Below are 20,771 nucleotides of genomic sequence, written 5' to 3'. Positions count from 1 at the left end.
ACGGATGCGATGACCACGGCCGCGCCGCTTTCCAACGTCTCGCTCGAGGAGCGCGCCTATCGCATCCGCCGCAACGCGGTGCGCATGGGCGAGGTGCAGGGCCAGGGCTATGTCGGGCAGGCGCTCGGCATCTCCGATGTCCTGGCCGTCTCCTACTTCCACGCGCTGAGCTACCGCGCGGACGATCCGGCCTGGGAGGGGCGGGACCGCTTCCTCCTCTCGATCGGGCACTATGCCATCGCGCTCTACGCGGTCCTGATCGAGGCCGGCATCCTGCCGGAGGACGAGCTGGAGACCTACGGGTCCGACGAGTCCCGCCTGCCGATGTCGGGCATGGCGGCCTACACGCCGGGCATGGAGATCACGGGCGGCTCGCTCGGCCACGGGCTCGGCATCGCCGTCGGCATGGGCCTCGGGCTGAAGCGCAAGGCCTCCTCCGCCTTCGTCTACAATCTCATGTCCGACGGGGAGCTCGGCGAGGGCTCGACCTGGGAGGCGGCGATGTCGGCGGCCCATCACGGCCTCGACAATCTCGTCTGCCTCGTCGACTTCAACGACCAGCAGGCGGACGGCCCCTCCACCAAGACGCTGTCCGCCGAGCCGGTGACGGACAAGTTCGCGGCCTTCGGCTGGCATGCCGAGCGCGTCGACGGCAACGACATCCACGCCGTGCGCGAGGCCTTCGACCGAGCCCGGCGCCCGGCCGACGGCAAGCCGCGGGCGCTGGTCTTCGATACGCGCATGGGCAAGGGCGTGCCCTTCCTGGAGACCCGCGAGGTCACGCATTTCATCCGCGTCGAGCCGCACGAATGGCAATTGGCCCTGCAGGCCCTGGACGAGGGACATGCCCGATGAGCCCTCGCAAAGCCGCACCCGCGCCCCGCGATCCCGCCAAGCCGCGCCTCACGACCTCGGCCATGATCGCCTCGATCGCCGGCGAGGGGCAGCGCACGAAACCGGCGCCCTTCGGTCATGCGCTGGTCGAACTGGCCAAGACGCGCCCCGATCTCGTCGGCCTGACCGCCGATCTCGGCAAGTACACCGACCTGCACATCTTCGCCAAGGCCCATCCCGACCGCTTCTACCAGATGGGCATGGCCGAGCAGCTCCTGATGAGCGCTTCGGCGGGACTGGCGCGCGAAGGCTTCCTGCCTTTCGCCACGACCTATGCCGTCTTCGCCTCGCGACGGGCCTACGACTTCATCTGCATGGCGATCGCGGAAGAAAACCTGCCGGTGAAGATCGTCTGCGCCCTGCCGGGCCTGACGACCGGCTACGGCCCGAGCCATCAGGCGACCGAGGACCTGGCGATCTTCCGGGGCATGCCGAACCTGACGATCGTCGATCCCTGCGACGCGCTCGACATCGAGCAGGCGGTGCCGGCCATCGCCGCCCATCCCGGTCCCGTCTACATGCGTCTCCTGCGCGGGCAGGTGCCGCTCGTTCTCGACGAGTACGACTACACGTTCGAACTCGGCAAGGCCAAGCTCCTGCGCGACGGGCCCGACGTGCTCTTCATCTCCGCGGGTCTGATGACGATGCGGGTGCTCGAAGCCGCCAAGGAACTGGACGCGCTCGGCATCGGCGCCGCCGTTCTCCATTCGCCGACGATCAAGCCGCTGGACGAGGCGACGATCCGGGCGGAGGCATCGCGCGGCGACCGGCTGGTGGTGGTGGCGGAGAACCACACCGTGATCGGCGGTCTCGGCGAGGCGGTGGCCGGAACCCTTCTGCGGGGCGGGCATGCACCCCGCTTCCGGCAGATCGGCCTGCCCGACGAATTTCTCGACGCCGGCGCCCTGCCGACGCTGCACGAACGCTACGGCCTTTCGACGCCCGCCATCGTGCGGCAGATCCGGAACTGGCTGGCCTGAGGGAGAGGCCGGGCGCGGGAGGCGCCCGGACCGTTCTCAGGATCTCGACAGGCGGTGCGCCCTCGAAAGGGCGCGCCGGTGAAGACGACCGCGAACTGGGAGGATCGCACGCATGACCGACACGACCCGAACCATCACCCGCCGAACCATGCTTCTTGCGGGAGGCGCGCTTCTCGCCGCGCCCGCCATCCTCGGCTTTCCGCGCGGCGCCAGGGCTGCCACCACGCTGACGCTCGGCCACAATGCGGCCCCCGGCAATCCGCGCGGCACGGCCGCCGACGAGTTCGGCCGGCTCGTCGGGGAGAAGACCGGCGGAAAGTATGCCGTCCGCGTGGCCGGCGCCGAGCAGCTCGGCAACGAGCAGTCGCTTCTGACCAGCCTGCGCACCGGCGCCATCGACATGACCGTCAACAGCCAGGGCTCCTGCTCGGCGCTCGTGCCCGAGATCGCCGCGCTCGGCCTGCCGTTCCTGTTCGCCGACAGCGCCGCCGCCTTCAAGGTGCTGGACGGGGAGACCGGAAAGGCGCTCGGCGAGCGCTTCGCGACCGTCAACATGGTCCCGCTCGCATGGTGGGACAACGGCATCCGGCACATCACCAATTCCAAGCGCCCCATCGCCACGCCCGCCGACCTGAAGGGCCTGACGATCCGCACGCCCCCGGATCCGATGACGATCGACATCTTCAACACGCTGGGCGCCTCGACCGAGCAGATCAGTTTCGGCGAACTCTACATCGCTCTCCAGCAGGGCGTGGTCGACGGACAGGAGAACCCGCTCACCAACATCGCGAGCTCCAAGCTCTACGAGGTCAATCCCTTCATCAGCCTGTCGGGCCACAAGTGGGAGGTCTCGCCCTTCCTGATCTCGCAGATCACCTGGGCGCGCCTGTCGGCCGAGGACAAGGCGGCGGTCCAGGCGGCGGCCGACGAGGCGACCGCGATGCAGCGCGGCCTGATCCGGGACGCCGAGGCCAAGCATTTCGCAACCTTCAAGGCCGACGCGAAGCTGAAGATCAACGAGGTGGACAAGGAGGCCTTCCGCCAGGCGTCCGCCCCGGTCGCCGAGATCTGGAAGGCGAAACCCTTCGGTGCTTTCGTGAGCCAGCTCATCGACGCGGCCAAGGCCTGATCGATGAGCCCCCGTCCCAACATCGAGGCGGCGGATCCCGAGCGAGTCACGGGCGTCGAAGGTCCGCCCCATCCGCCCAGTCCCCCGCTCTCGCTCGCGGACGGGTTGGACCGCATCGTCTCGGTCCTCGCCCAGGCCATCGTGGTCGTGACCGGCTGCGCCCTCCTGGCGCTGCTCCTTGCCAATGTCGTCGCCCGCTACACGCTGGGCGGCGGCTTCTCCTTCGCGCAGGAACTGCCCGAACGCATCTTTCCGTTCTTCATCATGGCGGGCGTCGCTCTCGCCGCGCAGCGCGGCGGGCACATGGCCGTCGAGCTCCTGCCCGATCTCCTGGGCCGCCGCGGCAGGCAGGTCGTGCGCATCCTCGCGCAGCTCTGCGTCGTGGCCGGCCACGGCGTGCTGGCCGTCGTCGCGCTCGACGTCGCCGGAATCTCCTGGATCGACCAGAGCCCCGTGCTCGGGCTGCCCGCCAGTCTCAGCTACTATGCGATCGCCGGCGGCGCGGCGGCCGTGATCGTCGCCACGCTGGCGCTCATCCTGCGCCTCTTCGTGATCGGTCCCGAGGCGATGCCGACGCCCAATCCGGAGGAACTCGGGCTATGAGCCTCGTCCTCGTCCTTCTCTTCTGCCTTCTCATGCTGCTCGCCGTCCCGGTCGGGCACGCGCTGATCATCGCCTCGGGCATCGCCATCTACTTCTTCGGCGGCCTGCCGCTGTCGATCGTGGCCCAGCAGCTCTACCAGCAGACCCAGTCCTTCCCCATGCTGGCGCTGCCCTTCTTCATGCTGGCGGGCACGCTGATGCTCGGCGGCAAGCTCGGCGCGGAGCTTCTCGCCTTCGCCTCGAAGGTCATGGAACGCTGGCGCGGTGGCCCGCTCGCCACCACCGTCGTCGCCTCGGTCGTCTTCGGCGGGGTCTCGGGCTCGGCCGTCGCCAATGCGAGCGCGCTCGGCTCGGTTCTCATTCCCTGGCAGAAGAAGCAGGGCTATCCGGCCGCGCTCTGCGCCGCCAACAACTCGACATCGGCCATCATCGACATCCTGATCCCGCCCTCGATCCCGCTGATCCTCTATTCCCTGGTCAGCGGAACCTCCATCGCGGATCTCTTCACCGCCGGTCTCCTGCCCGGCATCCTTCTCGCGGGCGGCCTGCTCCTCACCTGCAACTGGATCGCGCGCCGCCGCGGCTTCCGGGCGCCGGAGAAGTCGGCGGGCCTTCGCGAACTCGGACGGCTGGCGCTCCTGTCGAGCCCGGCTCTCCTCCTGCCCGTCCTCATCATCCTCGGCCTGCGCTTCGGCATCGCCACGCCGACCGAGATCGCGGTCCTGGCCGTCGCCTACGCGCTCGCCGTCAGTCTCCTGATCTATCGCGACATCACCTGGCGGCGCTTCCAGGACAACATGATCGAGGCGGGCGTCGCCACGGGCGTCGTGATGCTGGTGATCATGGGCAGCGCGGTGGTCGGCTGGATCCTCACCTTCGACCAGGTGCCCGAGCGCTTCGCCGAATGGATCGGGGCCACGATCGAGAACCCGATCCTGATCATCCTGGCGATGAACGTGCTGCTGCTCGTCGTGGGCATGCCGCTGGATCTGCCGCCGGCGATCCTCCTGCTCGGTCCGATTTTCGTGCCGCTCGCGGCGACGATCGGCATGGACCCGGTGCAGCTCGGTCTCGTCATGGTTCTCAATCTCGGCATCGGCCTCTACACGCCGCCGATCGGCACGACGCTGTTCATATCGACCTCGATCGCCCGATCGACGCTCGGCGCCACGACCCGCGAGCTCTGGCCCTTCTTCCTCGTCTCGATGATCGTTCTCGCGATGATCAGCTACATTCCGGCCTTGACGCTCTACTGAGCGGTCGGGGCACCCACGAAAACCCGTCCTCGGCGCCGGCGCCGAGGATGCGCGCAAGGAACGCCAGCCATGAAGACCATCGCATTCGTCGGCCTGGGATCGATGGGCCTGCCGATGGCGGCCAATCTCGCAGCGAAGGGCCATGCCGTGTCCGGCTACGACATGCGGGCCGATGCGCGCGCGGCTCTGGCAGAGGCGGGCGGGCGGGCGGCGCGAGACATCGCCGATGCCTCGGCGCAGGCCGAAGCCCTGATCCTGATGGTGGTCAACGCGGCGCAGGCCGAGAATGTCCTGTTCGAGGCCGGCGCCCTCGAACAGCTCTCCCCCGATGCCGTGGTCTGCCTCATGGCGACCTGTCCGCCGAGCGAGGTCGCGGCCATCGCCGCCCGGGTGGAGGCGAGCGGACGGCGGTTCGTCGACTGTCCGGTGTCCGGCGGCGTCGTCGGCGCGCGTGCGGGAAGCCTCACCATCATGGCGGCCGCGCCCGCGGCCGTGTTCGACGAGATCGCCCCCGTCCTGCGCGCGATGGGCCAGAGGGTCTTCCATGTCGGCGAGCGCGCAGGGCAGGGCGCGACCGTGAAGGCGATCAACCAGCTCCTCTGCGGCGTTCATCTGGCGGCGGCGGCCGAGGCGCTGGCGCTCGGACTGAAGGTCGGCCTCGACGCCGCCGTCCTTCTCGACATTGTCGGCTCGTCGGCGGCGTCGAGCTGGATGCTGAAGGACCGGGGCGAGCGCATGCTGCAGACCGAGCCGGAGGTGACCAGCGCCGTCGACATCTTCGTCAAGGATCTCGGGATCGTCATGCAGGCCGGACGCGACGCGAAGGCGGCCCTGCCGCTCGCCGCCACGGCTCACCAGCTCTTCCTCTCCGCGTCCGGCGCCGGCGACGGCGCCCTCGACGACAGCCAGGTCATCGGCGCCTATAAGCGCCTCAACGCCATTTCCTGAGACACGACTTCGGAGGTCGGCCGGTTTCGAGGCCACGATCTGTCCGTTGCGGGAGATCGTCCCGATGCCGCGTTCCGAGCGCGGACGGCAACGCTGGCGCGCGTTTCGCCTGGCCCTTCGCCGACGCCACCGACCCGGCGATCGCCTCGGCCGTCCCCGTCGAGGCCGCTCCTGCAGCGAGCGGCCGAACGCTCGCCTTTGCAAGCCGAAGCCGACGATCCGGTCCGGTCGGTCCGTGTGACGCGGTCTGCCGCCATCGGACAGACGAGACGGCTTCTCGAACCGTCGATCGGCCCGCTCGAACACCGGTCGAGGGGGTGGTGCTGAACGATTGAGCACTTGCTGACCACTATTGGATCAGCGAGGAGCCAAGAAATCGTTGCATGCATCGAGGCTCTGTGTAAGCATTCGCGGATGGATCGCACTCCCGCTCTTTTCCGGACGTTCGGCCGCCGCTCTCAGGTGGCGGGTCGCGGCCGTTCGGCGAAGCGGCGGCGCAGCGCGCGCTGGTGCTCGAGATCCTCGCGCCTCTTCGTCGTTCTCCTCTCGGCGATCCAGGGATCAACACGTTGATCTGACTGCGCAATAGGCTCTCCGAGCCGCGCGGCCGCCTGCCCTTTCCCATTGACAGTCCTGCCGCACCGGTCTGCGATCGCGTGCCGATCGACTGCGCTCGTTACCTCGTGTCGCCGGGATGACCCCCTGCACGCGCATGATCCCCTTTACTCTGCAATCGGAGATTTATGCATGAGAATCGATCGGCGTCGCGCTTTATACATGGTCGGCGGAAGCATCGTGGCGATCGGCGCCAGTCGGAGCGCGTCCGCGCAGGATGCGCGCGAAATGGTGATCGTGACCTATCCGGGCGCTCTCTCCGCGCCGCATCGCTGGCTCGCCGACCAGATCGAGGCGCGCCATCCCGGACTGTCCATCCGCCTCGTTCCCTCCGACAGCCAGGACATCGTCGCCCAGATCAAGGCGGCGCAGGGTTATTCGCCCTACGACGCCGGTCCGAACGACGAGCCGCCCCACCTCATCGGCATCGCCGAGGGCTATCTCGCCAGGCGGGACGACGCGGCGATCCCGAACCTTGCCAACGCCTATCCCGAACTCGTCGAGAAGGGCGGCGGGTTCGGCGTGCCGGCGACCTATTCGCTCGTCGGCGTCGCCTACAACACCGATCTCGTGGAAACGCCGCCCCAATCCTGGGCCGATCTCTGGCGGCCGGAGTTCCGCGGCAAGATCGGCATCGCCCGAACCTCCTCCAATCTCGGCCTCGCGACCCTTGCGATCGCCGCCAAGACGCATGGGGGATCGGAGCGCGATCTGGAGATCGGATGGTCGAAGCTGCGGGAGCTGGAGCCGCGCGCGGCCCGATCCCCGGCGGCGCTGACGCAGATGCTGGAGCGCGAGGAGATCGCGATCTGTCCCCTGTGGAACAACAACACCGCCTCGGCGGCGCAGAAGGGCCTGCCGATCGCCTTCGTGAAGCCCGAGCCCGGCGCCGTCGCGATCATCTCGTTCGTGTCGGGCTTTGCGAATTCCCGCTATCCCGAACTCGTGGCCGAATGGATGAACGGCATCCTGAGCCCCGACTATCAGGCCCGCGCGGCCGCCGCTCCCTTCTACTTCGGCCCGACGGTGAAGGGCGTCGACGTTCCGCCGGAAGCCGCGCCCTACACGCCGTCCAGCCCCGAGGAAGTCGTGGCTCTCCAGACGATCGACTGGCCGAGCATCGTCCCGGTGCGCGGCGAACTCGTCGAACGCTTCGACCGCACCTTCGCCATCTGATCCGCCGCCCTCGTTCAAGGAACAGCTCCCGATGATCCTCTCCACCAACCGCCGCCGCTTCCTCCAGTCCGGCGCCGCGCTCGGCGCCAGCCTGGCCCTGCCGGGCGTCCTGCGCGCGCAGGAGGCGCGCGAACTCGTGATCGTCTCCTTCGCGGGTCAGCTCCAGGAGCCGCACCAATGGCTCGCCAAGCGCATGGAGGAGAAGCATCCCGGCCTCGTGATCCGGCTGGTCCCGTCCGAAAGCCAGGACGTGGTGGCGCAGATCAAGGCCGCGCAGGGCTTCTCGCCCTATGACGCGATGCCGAACGGAGAGCCGCCGCATCGCATCGCGGTCAGCGAGAAATACATCCAGCCCCTCGATCCCGCCGCGGTGCCGAACGTGGCGAAGGTCGCGCCGTCCTTCCTGGAGAAGAGCCAGGGCCACGGGGTGCCGGTGAGCTATTCGCTGATCGGGATCGCCTACAATTCCGATCTCGTGAAGACGCCGCCGACGCGCTGGGAAGACCTCTGGGCCGAGGCCAACCGCGGCCAAGTCGGCATTCCCCGTGCCTCGTCCAATCTCGGCCTGGGCTTCCTCGTCGCCGCCGCCAAGACCTTCGGCGGATCCGAAGGGGACCTCGCTCCGGGCTGGACCAAGCTTCAGGAGCTGCAGCCCAAGGTCGGGCGCTCGCCGACCCAGCTTCTGCAGATGCTGGAGCGCGAGGAGATCTTGATGGCGCCGATCTGGAACAACGATGCGGCGGGCGCCGCGGAAAAAGGCCTGCCGATCGCCTTCGTGAAGCCCGAGCCCGGCCCGATCGCCGTCATCTCCTTCATGTCGGCCATCGCCAACACGCGCTATCCCGACCTCGTCAACGAGTGGATGAACGGCCTCCTGTCGCCCGAATACCAGGAGATGGCGGCCGGCGCGCCCTACTTCTTCGGGCCCACCGTCCAGGGCGTCGCCGTGCCCGAGGCGGCGCGCGCCTACACGCCGGCAAGCCCCGAGGAGGTCGCCGCGCTCCAGAGCGTCGACTGGTCGGTGATCGCGCCCCAGCGTGGCGCGATCGTCGAGCAGTTCGATCGCCTCTTCGCCTCGTGAGCGCAATGGACATCCTGGATCGAAAGCCGATGCTGGAGGATGTCGGGCGCCAGCCCGCCGTCCTGCGGAGCCTTGCCGCGCGCGGGCAGGCGTTTCGCGCGGCGGGCGCGAGCCTCGGCGGTCGGCAGGGGCGCGTCTTCGTGACGAGCTGCGGCGACGGCCTCTTCGCGGCCGAGGCGGCGAGCGCCTTCGCGGGGCGTCTCGGGCTCGACTGGCACGTCGCCGGGCCGCTGGATCTTCTCGTGCGAGCGGACGAGCTGAGGTCGGGCGACCGCGTCGTCGCCATTTCCATGTCGGGCAATGTCGACCGGACGGTCGAGGCCGCCCGCATGGTCGAAGCCCGCGGCCTGCCGATCCTGGCTCTCGTGAACGGGGAAGGCGGCAAGCTCGGCGCCATCGCCAAGGCCCGGATCTCGCTCGACCTGCCGGACATCGCGCCGTTTCTCTGCGGCACGGCGAGCTATACGGCGACGCTCGCCGCTCTCCTCCTCGTCGCCGAAGGCATGGCCGGAGGCAGCGCGCTCGATCTTTCCGCGCTCGCGCCGGCCCAGGAGGCCGCCCTCGCGGCCTCGGGCCCGCTTGCCGCCGCCATCGCGAAGAGGGATTTCTCGGGGGCCCGCCTTCTGTCGTCCGGCGCCGAGCGCGGCACGGTCGACTACGGGGCGGCCAAGCTCGTCGAACTGACGCGCCTACCGGCCTGGAGCGGCGAGCTGGAGGAGTTCGCCCACAGTCAGTACTGGGCCATGCCCGCGACCGATCTGGTCGTCCTTGTCGCGACCCATCCGGTGCTGGCCGAGTACGCCCGGGAATCGGCCAGGGCGCTCGCCGCGCTCGGCGTCTCGACGCTGGCGATCGACACCGCATCGGCAGGGATCGAGACGGCGACGTGGCGCGTCACGCTGCCGTCGACGGAGCCCGCCCTGGCGCCGCTCGTCTCGGCCCTGCCGCTGCAACGCCTCGCCTACGAACTGGCGCTCGCCGCCGGGCTCGATCCGAACACCCGCCTGCACCTGAAGAACGACGAGACGCGCTTTCGCGTCAGCCGCATGCTGACCCGCCGTTCCCTGATCGGCACGGGCCTGTGATGGCGAACCCTGCCTCCCGCCTCCTCGTCGCCGGCTACCTGTCGGTCGATACGGTCGTCCAGCCCGACGGGCGAGGGCGTCGGCAGGCCGGGGGCGCAGCGCTGTTCGCGGCCTTGGGCGCCCGCCATGCGGGAGCGTCGGTCGATCTCTGCGCCTCGGTCGGAAGCGACTATCCCCCGCAATGGCTTTCGGCGCTCGATGCGGTCGGGATCGGTCTGGCCGGCGTCGCCCGCAAGGCGGTGCCGTCGCGCTGGGCGCAGATCCGCCACGAGGCGGACGGCGCGCGGCGCTCCACCCATTTCGGCGACCCGCGATGGTGGGAGGCGAGCGAGCGCCACGCGCCGGCTCTGCCGGACGATCTGGGGGGCTGCGGTCTCGTCGTCGCCTGCCCGATGCCCGCGACGGCGCTCGAGGCGCTGCTCGACGCGGCCGAGGTCGCCGGCCTGCCTGTGGTGGCCGATCTCAGCGAGGCCTTCGTGCGCGAGGAGCGCTCCGCGATCCTCGCGCTCGTGCCCCGCCTTGCCGTGCTCGCGCCGAGCCGCGAGGAGACGCGCCTTCTCCTGCCGGACCTTTGCGACGACGAGGCGGCGCGGCGCCTCGCGGAGCTCGGGCCGGCGGTGCTGCAGAAGCGTGGCGCGCAAGGGGCCTACGGCGTCGAGGCGGGAGGCGGCGACGGATGGCATCTGCCGGCGCCGGCCGCCCGCCTCGTCGACCCGACGGGCGCCGGCGACGCGACGGTCGGCGCCTTCGCCGGCGCCCGGCTCGCCGGCGGCGATCTGCGCGGGGCGGCGCAGGCGGCTCTCGCCATCGGCGCGCTCGCCGTGTCCGGCCACGGCGCGGCCGCCCTGTGCCCCGCACTCCACCCTTTTCCGGTCATTCAAGCCATGCAGGGAGTCCTCGCGCGATGAGCCAGCTCGTCATCGAGAACGTGTCGAAGGAGTTCGGAGCGCTGAAGGTCCTTCAGTCCTGCGATCTCTCCGTCGAGAAAGGCCAGGTCGTCACGCTGCTCGGACCTTCGGGCTGCGGCAAGACCACGCTTCTGCGCTCGATCGCCGGCTTCCTGAGGCCGGATGCGGGCCGGATCCTCGTCAACGGCCAGGACATCTCGCATCTGCCGCCGAACCGGCGCGACGTCGGCTACGTCTTCCAGAACTACGCGCTGTTCCCGCATCTGACGATCCGCGACAACATCGCCTACGGCCTGACGATCCGGCGCCGCCCGCGCGAGGAGATCCGCCGGCGGGTCGAGGAGGCGCTGGCGCTCATCGCCCTCGCACCCTTCGCCGACCGCTATCCCAAGCAGCTTTCCGGCGGCCAGCAGCAGCGCGTGGCGATCGCGCGCTCGCTCGTGCTCGAGCCGGAGGTCCTCCTGCTCGACGAGCCCTTCAACGCGTTGGACGCCCAGCTTCGTCTCTCGATGCAGATCGAACTGCGCAAGCTCATCGACCGCGTCGGCATCACCTCGATCTTCGTCACCCACGACCAGCAGGAGGCGATGACGCTGTCGGATCGCATCGCCATCATGCGCGGCGGGCGGATCGAACAGCTCGGCGCGCCCCTCGACATCTACGATCGGCCGCGGACGGACTTCGTGGCCGACTTCATCGGGCGCGCCAACCTCGTGCCGACCAAGATCGCGGGCGGGCGCACAAACTCGCCCCAGGCGATCGCGACGACCCTGCCGGACGGTCCCGCGACCCTCGTCGCGCGGCCCGAGAACATCGAGATCGTCGTCGGCGGCGCGGTCGGCTGGCCCGGCACGATCGGCTTCTCGACGGCGCTCGGGCCGGTCGTCGAATACGAGATCGACTGCGGCCTCAGGGAGCCGATCCGCGCCGCCATTCCCCGCCAGGCGGGGCGCGCGCCGCTCGAGCCCGGAACGCTCGTCACGGCACGGATCCGCGACGAGGCGGCGGCCGTCCTACTGCCGGGCCGCGCGGCGGAGGGAGCGCCTCTCCATGTCTGACGCGATCCTGGCCGCGCCGCGCCCGCGCGGCTTTTCCCTCGCCCGCTTCCTCGAAGGCGGCGGCATCTGGCCGGCCGTGCCGGCGCTTCTCTATCTTCTCGTCTTCATGGTGGCGCCGATCGCGACGCTTCTGACCTTCGGCTTCGTGACGATCGAGCGCGGCGCCATCGGCGACGGCGGCTTCACGCTGCGCCACATGGCGACCGTCCTGTCCGACCCGCTCGTCTGGCGGCTGATGGGGCGCTCGTTCTGGATCGCCGTCGTCTCCACCGCCCTGACGCTCGTGCTGGCCTATCCGGTCGCCTATGCCTACGGCCATCTGAAAGGGCTTTCGCGCACGCTGCTCCTCGTCGCGATCATCTCGCCGCTTCTGACGAGCGCGCTCGTGCGCACCTATGCCTGGATCGTGATCCTTGGCGGCCGGCGCGGACTCCTGAACCAGACGCTCCTGTCGCTGGGGCTCGTCGACCAGCCGCTGCAGCTTCTCAACACCTCCACGGCGGTCGTGATCGGCATGACGCAGATCCACCTGCCGTTCATGATCCTGCCGCTGCTGGCCGTCCTGTCCGAGCGCGACCGGCGCTTCGAGGACGCCTCGCTCAATCTGGGCGCGAGTCAGGTCTCGACCTTCTTCCGCGTCGTGGTGCCGATGTCGATGCCGGCGATCGTGGCGGGCTTCGCCCTCGTCTTCGCCGTCTCCTACACGAATTTCATCATCCCGCAGCTCCTGGGCGGCGGCAACTACTCGACGCTCGCCGTGCAGGTCTACGAGCAGACGATCGTGGTGCTCGACTGGTCGCGCGGGGCCGCCCTCGCCACGCTTCTCCTCTCGACTTGCTTCCTCTTCGTCTTCGCGATCGTGGCCGTCGGCAACCGTCTGACGCGCTGGAACGAGGTCCGCCGATGAGCGCCCTTCGCCAGACCCACGATCTCGGCGACCGCCTCGCCCGGATCGGCTTCGTCGCGCTGACGGCCTTCTCGCTCCTGCTCCTGGTGGCGCCGAGCCTGATCGTCATCGCGATCTCGTTCGAGCCCCGCGCCTACATCGCCTTTCCGCCCTCGGGCTTCTCGCTGCGCTGGTACGGCGCGGTGTTCCAGAACCAGCAGCTCATCGACTCCGTCCTGGTGTCCTTGCGCATCTCGCTCATCGTGATGCTGATCTGCCTGGCGCTCGGCATTCCCGCGGCCTTCGCCAGCGTGCGCGGCCGCTTCGCCGGAAAATCCGCGCTCAACGCCGTCCTCCTGTCCCCGCAGATGATGCCGGGCATGGTGATCGGCATCGCCTCGCTCTTCTTCGGCGCCTACATCGCCTTCCGGGCGTCGGACCTGATGCTCGTCCTGTCGCTGTCGGTGTTCTGCCTGCCCTTCGTCGTGCGGATCGTGATGGCCCGGCTGGCCGGGCTCGACCCGCTGCTCGACGAGGCCAGCGCCAATCTGGGCGCCGGCAGGCTGACGACCTTCTGGCGGGTGACCATGCCCCAGATCGCCCCGGCCGCCTTCGCCGCCGCGGCCTTCACCTTCATCGAGGCCTTCGACAACGTCACCGTCTCGCTCTTCACCTCCGACGTGCGGGCCCGGCCGCTGCCGGTGGAACTCTACTACCTCGTCCAGTTCGACTCCTCGCCGATCATCGCCGCCATCTCCGCGCTCGAGATCGGCCTCTCCTTCCTCGTCATGCTGGTGATCGCCAAGGCCGTCGGCCTCGATCGTCTCGGCCGCTGACGCTCCCACCGCCTTTTGAGAAGACACGCATGACCGACTTCACGAGCCGCCTGAAGAGCCTGACCGCCGAGCCTTCCCGCGACACGCCGGACGATGCGGCACGCCTTTCGCGCGTCGAGCGCACCCGCACCGAGTTCTTCGGCCAGGGCGCGGCCATCAGGCAGACCCTGGCGGAAGCCGCGGCACCCCTCTCCGCCCTGTCGGCGGCGCTCGAGGGCCGCGCCCTCACGCGCATCGTCGTCGCCGGCTGCGGCGACTCCTGGTTCGCCGGCGTCGCCATGCGGCATGCGCTCGAAACGGTGACGGGCCTGCCGGTGGAGGGCGCCCAGGCGCTCGACTTCGCCTGCTACGGCGCGCGGGCCGGAGGGTCCGGCACCCTGTGCATCGGCATCTCCTCGGGCGGCAACACGCCGGCGGTGATGGGGGCCCTTCGGGCGGCCAGGGAGCGGGGGGCCTATTGCGTCGGCATCTCGAACACCGAGGACAGCCCGATCCTGACGGAATTCGACGCGGCCCTGATGGTCCGCGCGACCCGCAAGGGCTGGCCGACCCAGTCCACCAACGCCACGATGGCGCTCCTCGTCGCGCTCGGCCATGCCGTCGCTCCCGCGTGCGCAGCGGGCGAGGCGCTGAAAGCCGAACTCGCGACGCTGCCCGCCATCATCGATCGCGTCTCGGCCGAGCTCGACGCCCCGGTCGCCGCGCTCGCCGAGCGCTGGGCGATCCGCGACCTCGTGCTCTTCACCGGGCTCGGTCCGAACTTCGCCGCCGCCGCCATCGGCGCCGCCAAGCTGCGCGAACTCTCGCCCGTTCACGCCTTCGCGCTGCCGCTGGAGGAATATCACCATTATCGCTCGCAGAAGGCGGGCGACCCGATCGTCCTCGTGGCGAGCGACGAGGCAAGCCTGGAGCGCGCGCTCGACACCGCGCTCGTCGCCGAGCATGTCGGGGGGCCGCTCCTGGCCATTCTCTCGCAGGCGGCGCCCGACATCGAGTCCCGCGCCGAAGCGGTCGTCCGGCTGCCCAAGACCTCCGCCGCCCTCGCGCCGATGCTGTCGATCCTGCCGCTCCATCTTCTCGCCTACCATTTCGCGGTCGCAAGAGCCGCGCGGGGCCTCGGTGCGCCCGCTCGCGCGGCGGCCTGACGGCAGATGGTGCGGCTCTTCACGGCCGGCGGCATCATCGTCGACACGGTGGTGGCCGCGGACGGCACGCTCGGCCCCCAGACGATGGGCGGCAATGCCGTGTATTCGGCCGCGGGAGCCCGGCTCTGGCTCGACGGCGTCGGCATCGTCGGCCGGATTCCGGCGAACTATCCGCGTCGCTTCCTCGATCGACTGGCGGCCTGCGGCATCGACATCTCCGCGGTCCGGCACGAGACGGCGGAGGTCCGCGAAGGCGAATGGTTCCTCTACCGCGCCGACGGCAGCCGCGCCGACCATCTCCATTCGCCGATGGATCGGCCGCTTCCGGCAGAGCCCGGCCGGCGCCTGTCGCCGGACGAGGTCGCCCGGCTGGAATCCCGCCTCAAGAGCCGGTCGAGCGAGGGCGCGACCTTCGCGGCCTTCCGCCGCCGGCATCCCGTCCGTCTGGCGGACGTGCCGCAGGCCTGGCTTCAGGCGGGCGGCGCCCATCTGGCGGCCAATCTCGTCGCCGAACAGATGGACATGGCCCATGCGCTGTCCGGGCGCGGGATCGCGGTGACGCTGGATCCCGGCTCGAACGCTCTCCTCCTGCGCGAGTGCGTGGCGGACGTGATGAAGGCGGTCGCCGCCTTCCTGCCGAGCGAAAAGGAACTGCGCGACCTCGCCCCGGGCGCCGCCCCGACCGAGGCCCTCCGCGCTCTTCGGAAGGCCGGCCCGGCGCTGCTCCTCGCCAAGCTCGGCGCGCAGGGCTCGCTGCTTCTGGAAGGGGAGGGCGACACGGTCGCCTTGCCCTCCGCCCGCGTCGTCGCCCTCGATCCGACCGGGGCGGGCGACGCCTTCTGCGGCGGCGTGCTGGCCGGACTGGTCCTGACCGGCGATCCGCTGCTCGCCGCCTGCATGGGCACGGTGTCGGCGTCCTTCGCCGTGGAAGCGTTCGGCCCCTTCCACATCGCCGGGACCGCCCGTTCGGCCGCGCGACACCGCCTTTCCGCCTTCCTCGACTCCCTCGACCCCTCGCTTTCCCAGCGCCTTCGCGCGCCGCTCAGCCTGATGGACCCTTCATGAGCTTCTTTCCCGTCGCCGGCGCCGCCGATCCCTTCGTCGTCGCCGCCCTCCATCTGCCCGACCTGTCGGTCGGCCGGGATGTCTCGATGGCGTTCCTGGAGGACTACGTTCTCGCCAACACGCAGGTTTTCGTCGGAGCCGGCATCCGCCGGATCATGCTGCAGGACCAGACGCGCCGGAAGGGCGCGGCGAGCGCCGAGACGATCGCCGTGACCGCGGCGCTCGGGCGCATGATGAAGCGCGAACATCCCGACCTCTCGCTCGGCATCATCGTCCAGGCCCACGACGCCGTCGCCCCGCTCGCCATCGCCCATGCCAGCGGCGCCGATTTCGTGCGCCTCAAGATCTTCGTCGGCGCGGCGATGACCCTGGAGGGCACGCGCGAGGCGCTCGCCGTCGAGGCGCGCACCTATCGCCACCGGCTCGGCCGCGACGACATCGCCATCCTCGCCGACGTCTTCGACCGCACCTGCGTGCCCCTCATCGACATCTCGCCCGAGGAGGCGGCGAAGGGCGCGGTCAAGTTCGGAGCGGACGGCCTCGTCATCACCGGGGCGACCTTCGACGACAGCCTGTCGCGCATCCGCGCCGCGAAGACGTCCGGCGTCCGGCGCCCGATCCTTCTGGGCGGCAGCGTGACGCAAGACAATATCCGGGCGACGCTCGAGGTCGCCGACGGGGCCGTCGTCTCCACCGCCCTGATGAAGGAGGATGCCGGACGCGCCGACATCCTCCACTGGGACGGCGCCAAGACGCAGCGCTTCATGGACGCGGCACGGGCGGCATGAGCGCCACCGATCGCGATTTCGCCGGCTATCGCGGCAGGCCGCCGGCGATCCGATGGCCGAACGGCGCGCGGCTTGCCGTCTCCGTGGTCGTCAATGTCGAGGAGGGGGCCGAACTCTCCCTCGGCATGGGCGACGAGCGCAACGAGACGATCTACGAGGCGGTGGAGGGTGTCGAAGGCGCGCGCGACCTCTGCATGGAAAGCCATTTCGAATACGGGACGCGGGCCGGCTGGCCGCGCATCCGCCGCGCGCTCGCCGAGCGCGGCGTGGCGGCGACGCTGAACGCCAACGGCCGGGCTCTGGCCCTTTCGCCCTGGCTCGCCGAGGATGCCGTCGCCGACGGCCACGAAGTCGCCGCCCACGGCTGGCGCTGGGAGCGGCATGTCCATATGGGCGAGGCCGAGGAGCGCGCCGCGATCGCACGGGCCGTCGCGGCGATCGAGGCCGCGGCGGGAACGCCGCCCGTCGGCTGGCACACCCGCTCGGCGACCAGCGAGCGCACCCGGGCGCTCCTCGTCGAACACGGCGGCTTCCTCTACGATTCCAACGCCTACAACGACGATCTGCCCACCATGGCCGAGCTCGGCGGCAGGTCGCATGTCGTCCTGCCCTATGCCTTCGACACCAACGACATGCGCTTCTTCAACCGTGGCGGCTTCACCTTCGCGGAGGATTTCTCGCGTTACTGCATCGCCGCCTTCGACCGTCTGTATGCCGAAGGGGCGCAGGCGCCCCGCATGCTTTCGGTCGGCCTGCATCTTCGCATCATCGGCCGCCCGGCGCGGATCGGCGGGCTCGAAGCCTTTCTCGATCACGCGCTGGCCCATGACGGCGTATGGTTCGCGCGGCGCGAGGCGATCGCGCGTCACTGGCGCGCCGGTCTCGGCCTCGAACCCTGGGCGCCCGGGCCGACACATCCAGGCTTCGCGCCGTGAACCGCGATCTCTTCGGCTATGGCGGCCGCTGGCCCGATCTCTGCTGGCCGAACGGGGCTCGCCTTGCGGTCTCGCTGGTCGTCAATTTCGAGGAAGGCGCCGAGAACCAGGTCGGCGACGGCGATCCGCGCTCGGAACCGATGGGCGAGGTTGTGTCGGTCGTCGAGCCGGGCCGGCCGGACAAGGGACAGGAACAGATCTTCGCCTATGGTCTGCGGGCCGGCCTCTGGCGCATCGCCGACGCGTTGGAGCGGGCCGGGATGCCCGCGACCGTCTTCTTCTGCGGGCGCGCCGCCGAGCGCTCTCCCGAACTCGCCCGCATTCTGGTGGAGCGCGGTCACGAGGCGGCCTGTCACGGCTGGCGCTGGCGCCCGCATGCCGACTACGAAAGTCCGGAGGCGGAAGGCGCCGACCTCGACCGCTGCGCGGCGGCGATCGCGCGGGCGACGGGCGAGCGCCCGGTGGGCTTCTTCTGCCGCGGTGCCGAAAGCCCCTGGACGCGCGGACTTCTGGTCCAGCGCGGCTATCTCTACACGTCGAACGGCTTCGACGACGATCTGCCCTATCGCGACGGGGAAACCGGGCTTCTCGTGGTGCCCTACGCGCTCGACACCAACGACATGAAGTTCTTCCATCCGAACGGCTTCGTGCGAGCGGTGGAGATGGTGGACTATGTCCGCGACGCGCTCGATGTGCTGGAGGCGGAAGCGGCGCGCGGGCAGGCGCGTCTCCTGAACCTCGGCTTTCACCTGCGCATCGTCGGCCGGCCGGCGCGCTTCAAGGCCCTGCAGGCGATCCTCGACGAGCTGCAGCGGCGGCGGGACCGGCTGTGGATCGCGCGGCGCGCCGACATCGCCCGCGCCTTTCTGGCGGCGAGCGCATGACGCGTCTGGCGCTGATCAACCCGAACACCAGCCTGGCGACGACCGAAGCGATGCTTGCCATCGCCCGCGAGGCCGGTCCCGGCATCGTCGTCGAAGGCTTCACCGCGCGTTTCGGCGCGCCGCTCATCCTCGACGAGGCGGCTTTGGGAAGGGCTGCCCTCGCGGTGGAGGATCTTGCCGCCGACGTCGCCGATCATGACGGCGTCGTGGTCGCGGCCTTCGGCGATCCCGGGCTCGCCGCCTTGCGCCGGCGCCTCGCGCGTCCCGTGACGGGTATCGCGGAGGCGGGGATGAGGGAGGCGGCGAGCGGTCGTCGACGCTTCGCCGTCGCCACCACGACGCCGGAGCTCGTCGGCGCGATCGCCCGCGCCGCGCAGGGCCACGGTGACGGCGAGCTTTTCCTCGGCACCTTCCTGACATCGGGCGCGCCGATGGACACGATGGCCGATCCGGACCGGCTCGCCGCCGCGCTGGGCGACGCCTGCGCCCGAGCGGTCCGAGCGGGCGCCGAAGCCGTCGTCGTCGGCGGCGGGCCTCTCGCCCGGGCCGCGCGCGCCCTTCGCGGGTCGGTCGGTGCGGAGCTGATCGAGCCCGTGCCGGCCGCCATCCGCCTCGCCCTCGCCCGCATGGAGAACGCCCGGTGACCACGACGATCGTCGAAGCCGACCACATCCTTCTGGGCTTCACCGCCGAAGGCGCTCCCGACCTCGTCGAGAACGGCGCGCTCCTCGTGGAGAACGGCGTCGTTCGCGAGGTCGGCGACCGGGCCGGGTTGCAGCGCTCCCATCCGGACGCCGGACGCGTCGGCGGGCGCGGCCAAGTCGCAATTCCCGGTCTGGTGAACGCCCATCACCATGTGGGGCTGACGCCGCTGCAGCTCGGCTCGGCCGATCATCCGCTGGAGCTCTGGTTCGCCAGCCGCCTCGCCCTGCGCGACGTGCCGGCGCGGCTCGACACGCTCTATTCCGCCTTCGAGATGGTCGCCTCCGGGGTCACCACCGTCCAGCATCTTCATTCCCGCGCACCGGGGGGACCCGACGCCGTGCTCGCCGCCGCCGGCGCGGTCATCGACGCCTATCGCGAGATCGGCATGCGCGCCTCCTACTCCTTCGCGCTGCGCGACCAGAACCGGCTCGTCTACGAGGCCGACGAAGCCTTTCTCGAGCGCCTGCCGCCCGATCTCAGGCCCGCCATGGCCGCCTACTTCCGACGGTTCGCCCTGCCGCTCGCCGAGCAGGTCGCGGTGTTCCATGCCCTGCGGGGCCGATATGCCGGAGAGGATCGCATCGCGATCCAGATCGCGCCCTCGAACCTTCACTGGCTGTCGGACGCCGCCCTCGCCAGCGCTGCCGAGATGGCGGCCGAGACGGGCGCCCCGGTCCACATGCACCTTCTCGAGACGCCCTATCAGCGCGCCTATGCGAGCAAGCGGACGGGCGGGTCCGCGCTGGAGCATGTCCATCGGTTCGGGCTCACCGGGCCTCACGTCACGCTCGGCCACGGGGTCTGGATGACGCAGGCCGACATCGACCTGTGCGCCGGAACCGGCACGCGCATCTGCCACAACTGCTCGTCCAACTTCCGGCTGAAGAGCGGCGTCGCGCCGTTGAACCGCTTCACCGCGCACGGCATCCCGGTTGCCCTCGGCATCGACGAGGCCGGGATCAACGACGACCGCGACATGCTGCAGGAGATGCGGCTCGTCCTCAACGTCCACCGGGAGCCCGGGATCGACAGTCCGCATCCCAAGCCCGCCGACATTCTGCGCATGGCGACAGAGCACGGTGCCGCCACGACGCCCTTCGGCACGCGCATCGGCCATCTCCGACCGGGCGGCGCGGCCGACATCGTGCTGCTCGACTGGAACCGCCTGACCTACCCGTACCAGAATCCCGAGATCGCGCTTCTCGACGTGCTGGTGCATCGCGCCAGGCGCGAATGCGTTCGGACCGTCCTCGTCGCCGGAGAAGTCATCTACGAGGCCGGCATCTTCACCCGCGTCGATCGGCCGGGAACCCTCGCGGACATCGCCCAGAGAATGGGCTTGCCTCTCGACGGCGCCGAGAGGGAGCGCCGCCAGCTCGCAGCGGCGGTGATGCCGCATGTCCGAAGCTTCTACGACGGTTACATCGACGAAGCCTTCGGCCCGCCCCACACGAGACCCAACGCCTCGGCCTGAAGCGGCCCGTGATCGACCCGTATCGCCGACCTTCGAACGGCCGTCGCGACACCTGATCGTCCGGTCTTCTGCCTCGGGCAAGGAGTGGCGATGGACATCAGGAAACGGAGATCGGATCCTTCGGGACAAGCGCGATTGCCATCACCGCGACGGCCACCATCGGCCTCACGAGCCGAGCTCCCGCGGTTCCGGTCCGGTATTGCTCCGAGGATTGGCAGCAAAGACGCGGCTGTGTCGGCGGGCATCTCGGCCCCTGTCGGCGCCCGCTGGTTCCGAAAGGCGGCCGGCATGACACCGGCAATGGTCAGGCCGTCGGCCAA

General features: G+C 70.1%; 20 protein-coding genes. All 20 read left to right on the top strand.

Annotation, left to right across the window (positions count from 1 at the left end):
• Positions 1–9 precede the first annotated feature (9 nt).
• The 20 genes from ASG48_RS11695 (at position 10) to ASG48_RS11600 (ending at position 20,451) form a co-directional block, all read left to right on the top strand.
• Positions 10–855 (top strand): transketolase, encoded by an 846-nt coding sequence (locus ASG48_RS11695; RefSeq protein ID WP_055849868.1) that lies wholly within the window; start codon positions 10–12, stop codon positions 853–855.
• Entirely contained in the window at positions 852–1,874 is a 1,023-nt protein-coding gene (locus tag ASG48_RS11690; protein WP_055849866.1) for a transketolase family protein, read from the top strand. Before ASG48_RS11695 ends, ASG48_RS11690 begins: the two co-directional genes overlap by 4 nt.
• A 112-nt stretch (positions 1,875–1,986) precedes the next feature.
• A complete protein-coding gene (locus ASG48_RS11685; RefSeq protein ID WP_244486889.1) occupies positions 1,987–3,003 on the top strand; it encodes a TRAP transporter substrate-binding protein in 1,017 nt (338 codons plus the stop codon).
• Between the two features lie 3 nt (positions 3,004–3,006).
• Positions 3,007–3,606, top strand: coding sequence for a TRAP transporter small permease subunit (locus ASG48_RS11680; protein WP_055849865.1), 600 nt, complete (start codon positions 3,007–3,009; stop codon positions 3,604–3,606).
• Complete coding sequence (locus ASG48_RS11675; protein WP_055849863.1) at positions 3,603–4,862, top strand: TRAP transporter large permease subunit; 1,260 nt, start codon at positions 3,603–3,605, stop codon at positions 4,860–4,862. Before ASG48_RS11680 ends, ASG48_RS11675 begins: the two co-directional genes overlap by 4 nt.
• A 69-nt stretch (positions 4,863–4,931) precedes the next feature.
• Positions 4,932–5,810 (top strand): NAD(P)-dependent oxidoreductase, encoded by an 879-nt coding sequence (locus tag ASG48_RS11670; protein WP_055849861.1) that lies wholly within the window; start codon positions 4,932–4,934, stop codon positions 5,808–5,810.
• 843 nt (positions 5,811–6,653) lie between these two features.
• Positions 6,654–7,601, top strand: a complete 948-nt coding sequence (locus ASG48_RS11665) for an extracellular solute-binding protein (RefSeq protein WP_162243926.1) — start codon at positions 6,654–6,656, stop codon at positions 7,599–7,601.
• A gap of 31 nt (positions 7,602–7,632) precedes the next feature.
• Entirely contained in the window at positions 7,633–8,682 is a 1,050-nt protein-coding gene (locus tag ASG48_RS11660) for an extracellular solute-binding protein (RefSeq protein ID WP_055849857.1), read from the top strand.
• 5 nt (positions 8,683–8,687) lie between these two features.
• The gene (locus tag ASG48_RS11655; RefSeq protein ID WP_156381576.1) at positions 8,688–9,767 is read left to right on the top strand and encodes an SIS domain-containing protein; all 1,080 of its coding nucleotides are present in this window, start codon (positions 8,688–8,690) and stop codon (positions 9,765–9,767) included.
• The gene (locus ASG48_RS11650; protein WP_055849853.1) at positions 9,767–10,675 is read left to right on the top strand and encodes a carbohydrate kinase family protein; all 909 of its coding nucleotides are present in this window, start codon (positions 9,767–9,769) and stop codon (positions 10,673–10,675) included. The genes ASG48_RS11655 and ASG48_RS11650 overlap by 1 nt, the downstream gene beginning before the upstream one ends.
• Positions 10,672–11,733, top strand: a complete 1,062-nt coding sequence (locus ASG48_RS11645; protein ID WP_055849850.1) for an ABC transporter ATP-binding protein — start codon at positions 10,672–10,674, stop codon at positions 11,731–11,733. The genes ASG48_RS11650 and ASG48_RS11645 overlap by 4 nt, the downstream gene beginning before the upstream one ends.
• On the top strand, positions 11,726–12,640 hold the full coding sequence (locus ASG48_RS11640) for an ABC transporter permease (RefSeq protein WP_055849848.1): 915 nt from the start codon (positions 11,726–11,728) through the stop codon (positions 12,638–12,640). Before ASG48_RS11645 ends, ASG48_RS11640 begins: the two co-directional genes overlap by 8 nt.
• Entirely contained in the window at positions 12,637–13,455 is an 819-nt protein-coding gene (locus ASG48_RS11635; RefSeq protein WP_055849846.1) for an ABC transporter permease, read from the top strand. The genes ASG48_RS11640 and ASG48_RS11635 overlap by 4 nt, the downstream gene beginning before the upstream one ends.
• Positions 13,456–13,484: 29 nt before the next feature.
• Entirely contained in the window at positions 13,485–14,600 is a 1,116-nt protein-coding gene (locus tag ASG48_RS11630; RefSeq protein WP_055849844.1) for an SIS domain-containing protein, read from the top strand.
• Positions 14,601–14,606: 6 nt separating this feature from the next.
• On the top strand, positions 14,607–15,665 hold the full coding sequence (locus tag ASG48_RS11625) for a carbohydrate kinase family protein (protein WP_055849842.1): 1,059 nt from the start codon (positions 14,607–14,609) through the stop codon (positions 15,663–15,665).
• Complete coding sequence (locus tag ASG48_RS11620; protein WP_055849840.1) at positions 15,662–16,453, top strand: BtpA/SgcQ family protein; 792 nt, start codon at positions 15,662–15,664, stop codon at positions 16,451–16,453. The genes ASG48_RS11625 and ASG48_RS11620 overlap by 4 nt, the downstream gene beginning before the upstream one ends.
• On the top strand, positions 16,450–17,388 hold the full coding sequence (locus ASG48_RS11615) for a polysaccharide deacetylase family protein (protein ID WP_055849838.1): 939 nt from the start codon (positions 16,450–16,452) through the stop codon (positions 17,386–17,388). The genes ASG48_RS11620 and ASG48_RS11615 overlap by 4 nt, the downstream gene beginning before the upstream one ends.
• On the top strand, positions 17,385–18,272 hold the full coding sequence (locus ASG48_RS11610; RefSeq protein WP_055849836.1) for a polysaccharide deacetylase family protein: 888 nt from the start codon (positions 17,385–17,387) through the stop codon (positions 18,270–18,272). The genes ASG48_RS11615 and ASG48_RS11610 overlap by 4 nt, the downstream gene beginning before the upstream one ends.
• On the top strand, positions 18,269–18,916 hold the full coding sequence (locus tag ASG48_RS11605) for an aspartate/glutamate racemase family protein (RefSeq protein ID WP_055850590.1): 648 nt from the start codon (positions 18,269–18,271) through the stop codon (positions 18,914–18,916). The genes ASG48_RS11610 and ASG48_RS11605 overlap by 4 nt, the downstream gene beginning before the upstream one ends.
• Complete coding sequence (locus ASG48_RS11600; protein WP_055849834.1) at positions 18,913–20,451, top strand: amidohydrolase family protein; 1,539 nt, start codon at positions 18,913–18,915, stop codon at positions 20,449–20,451. The genes ASG48_RS11605 and ASG48_RS11600 overlap by 4 nt, the downstream gene beginning before the upstream one ends.
• Positions 20,452–20,771: the final 320 nt, after the last annotated feature.

Source organism: Aurantimonas sp. Leaf443 (assembly GCF_001425575.1).
Lineage (GTDB): Bacteria > Pseudomonadota > Alphaproteobacteria > Rhizobiales > Rhizobiaceae > Leaf443.
The sequence above is the reverse complement of the archived record's forward strand: the minus strand, read 5'-3'. Positions and strand labels throughout refer to the sequence as shown.

Coding starts and splice junctions, on each gene's coding strand:
- ASG48_RS11670 (WP_055849861.1), top strand. CDS start 4,932: ATGAAGACCATCGCATTCGTCGGCCTGGGATCGATGGGCCTGCCGATG.
- ASG48_RS11680 (WP_055849865.1), top strand. CDS start 3,007: ATGAGCCCCCGTCCCAACATCGAGGCGGCGGATCCCGAGCGAGTCACG.
- ASG48_RS11635 (WP_055849846.1), top strand. CDS start 12,637: ATGAGCGCCCTTCGCCAGACCCACGATCTCGGCGACCGCCTCGCCCGG.
- ASG48_RS11675 (WP_055849863.1), top strand. CDS start 3,603: ATGAGCCTCGTCCTCGTCCTTCTCTTCTGCCTTCTCATGCTGCTCGCC.
- ASG48_RS11655 (WP_156381576.1), top strand. CDS start 8,688: ATGGACATCCTGGATCGAAAGCCGATGCTGGAGGATGTCGGGCGCCAG.
- ASG48_RS11625 (WP_055849842.1), top strand. CDS start 14,607: ATGGTGCGGCTCTTCACGGCCGGCGGCATCATCGTCGACACGGTGGTG.
- ASG48_RS11660 (WP_055849857.1), top strand. CDS start 7,633: ATGATCCTCTCCACCAACCGCCGCCGCTTCCTCCAGTCCGGCGCCGCG.
- ASG48_RS11630 (WP_055849844.1), top strand. CDS start 13,485: ATGACCGACTTCACGAGCCGCCTGAAGAGCCTGACCGCCGAGCCTTCC.
- ASG48_RS11645 (WP_055849850.1), top strand. CDS start 10,672: ATGAGCCAGCTCGTCATCGAGAACGTGTCGAAGGAGTTCGGAGCGCTG.
- ASG48_RS11665 (WP_162243926.1), top strand. CDS start 6,654: ATGGTGATCGTGACCTATCCGGGCGCTCTCTCCGCGCCGCATCGCTGG.
- ASG48_RS11690 (WP_055849866.1), top strand. CDS start 852: ATGAGCCCTCGCAAAGCCGCACCCGCGCCCCGCGATCCCGCCAAGCCG.
- ASG48_RS11695 (WP_055849868.1), top strand. CDS start 10: ATGACCACGGCCGCGCCGCTTTCCAACGTCTCGCTCGAGGAGCGCGCC.
- ASG48_RS11640 (WP_055849848.1), top strand. CDS start 11,726: ATGTCTGACGCGATCCTGGCCGCGCCGCGCCCGCGCGGCTTTTCCCTC.
- ASG48_RS11620 (WP_055849840.1), top strand. CDS start 15,662: ATGAGCTTCTTTCCCGTCGCCGGCGCCGCCGATCCCTTCGTCGTCGCC.
- ASG48_RS11685 (WP_244486889.1), top strand. CDS start 1,987: ATGACCGACACGACCCGAACCATCACCCGCCGAACCATGCTTCTTGCG.
- ASG48_RS11650 (WP_055849853.1), top strand. CDS start 9,767: ATGGCGAACCCTGCCTCCCGCCTCCTCGTCGCCGGCTACCTGTCGGTC.
- ASG48_RS11615 (WP_055849838.1), top strand. CDS start 16,450: ATGAGCGCCACCGATCGCGATTTCGCCGGCTATCGCGGCAGGCCGCCG.
- ASG48_RS11605 (WP_055850590.1), top strand. CDS start 18,269: ATGACGCGTCTGGCGCTGATCAACCCGAACACCAGCCTGGCGACGACC.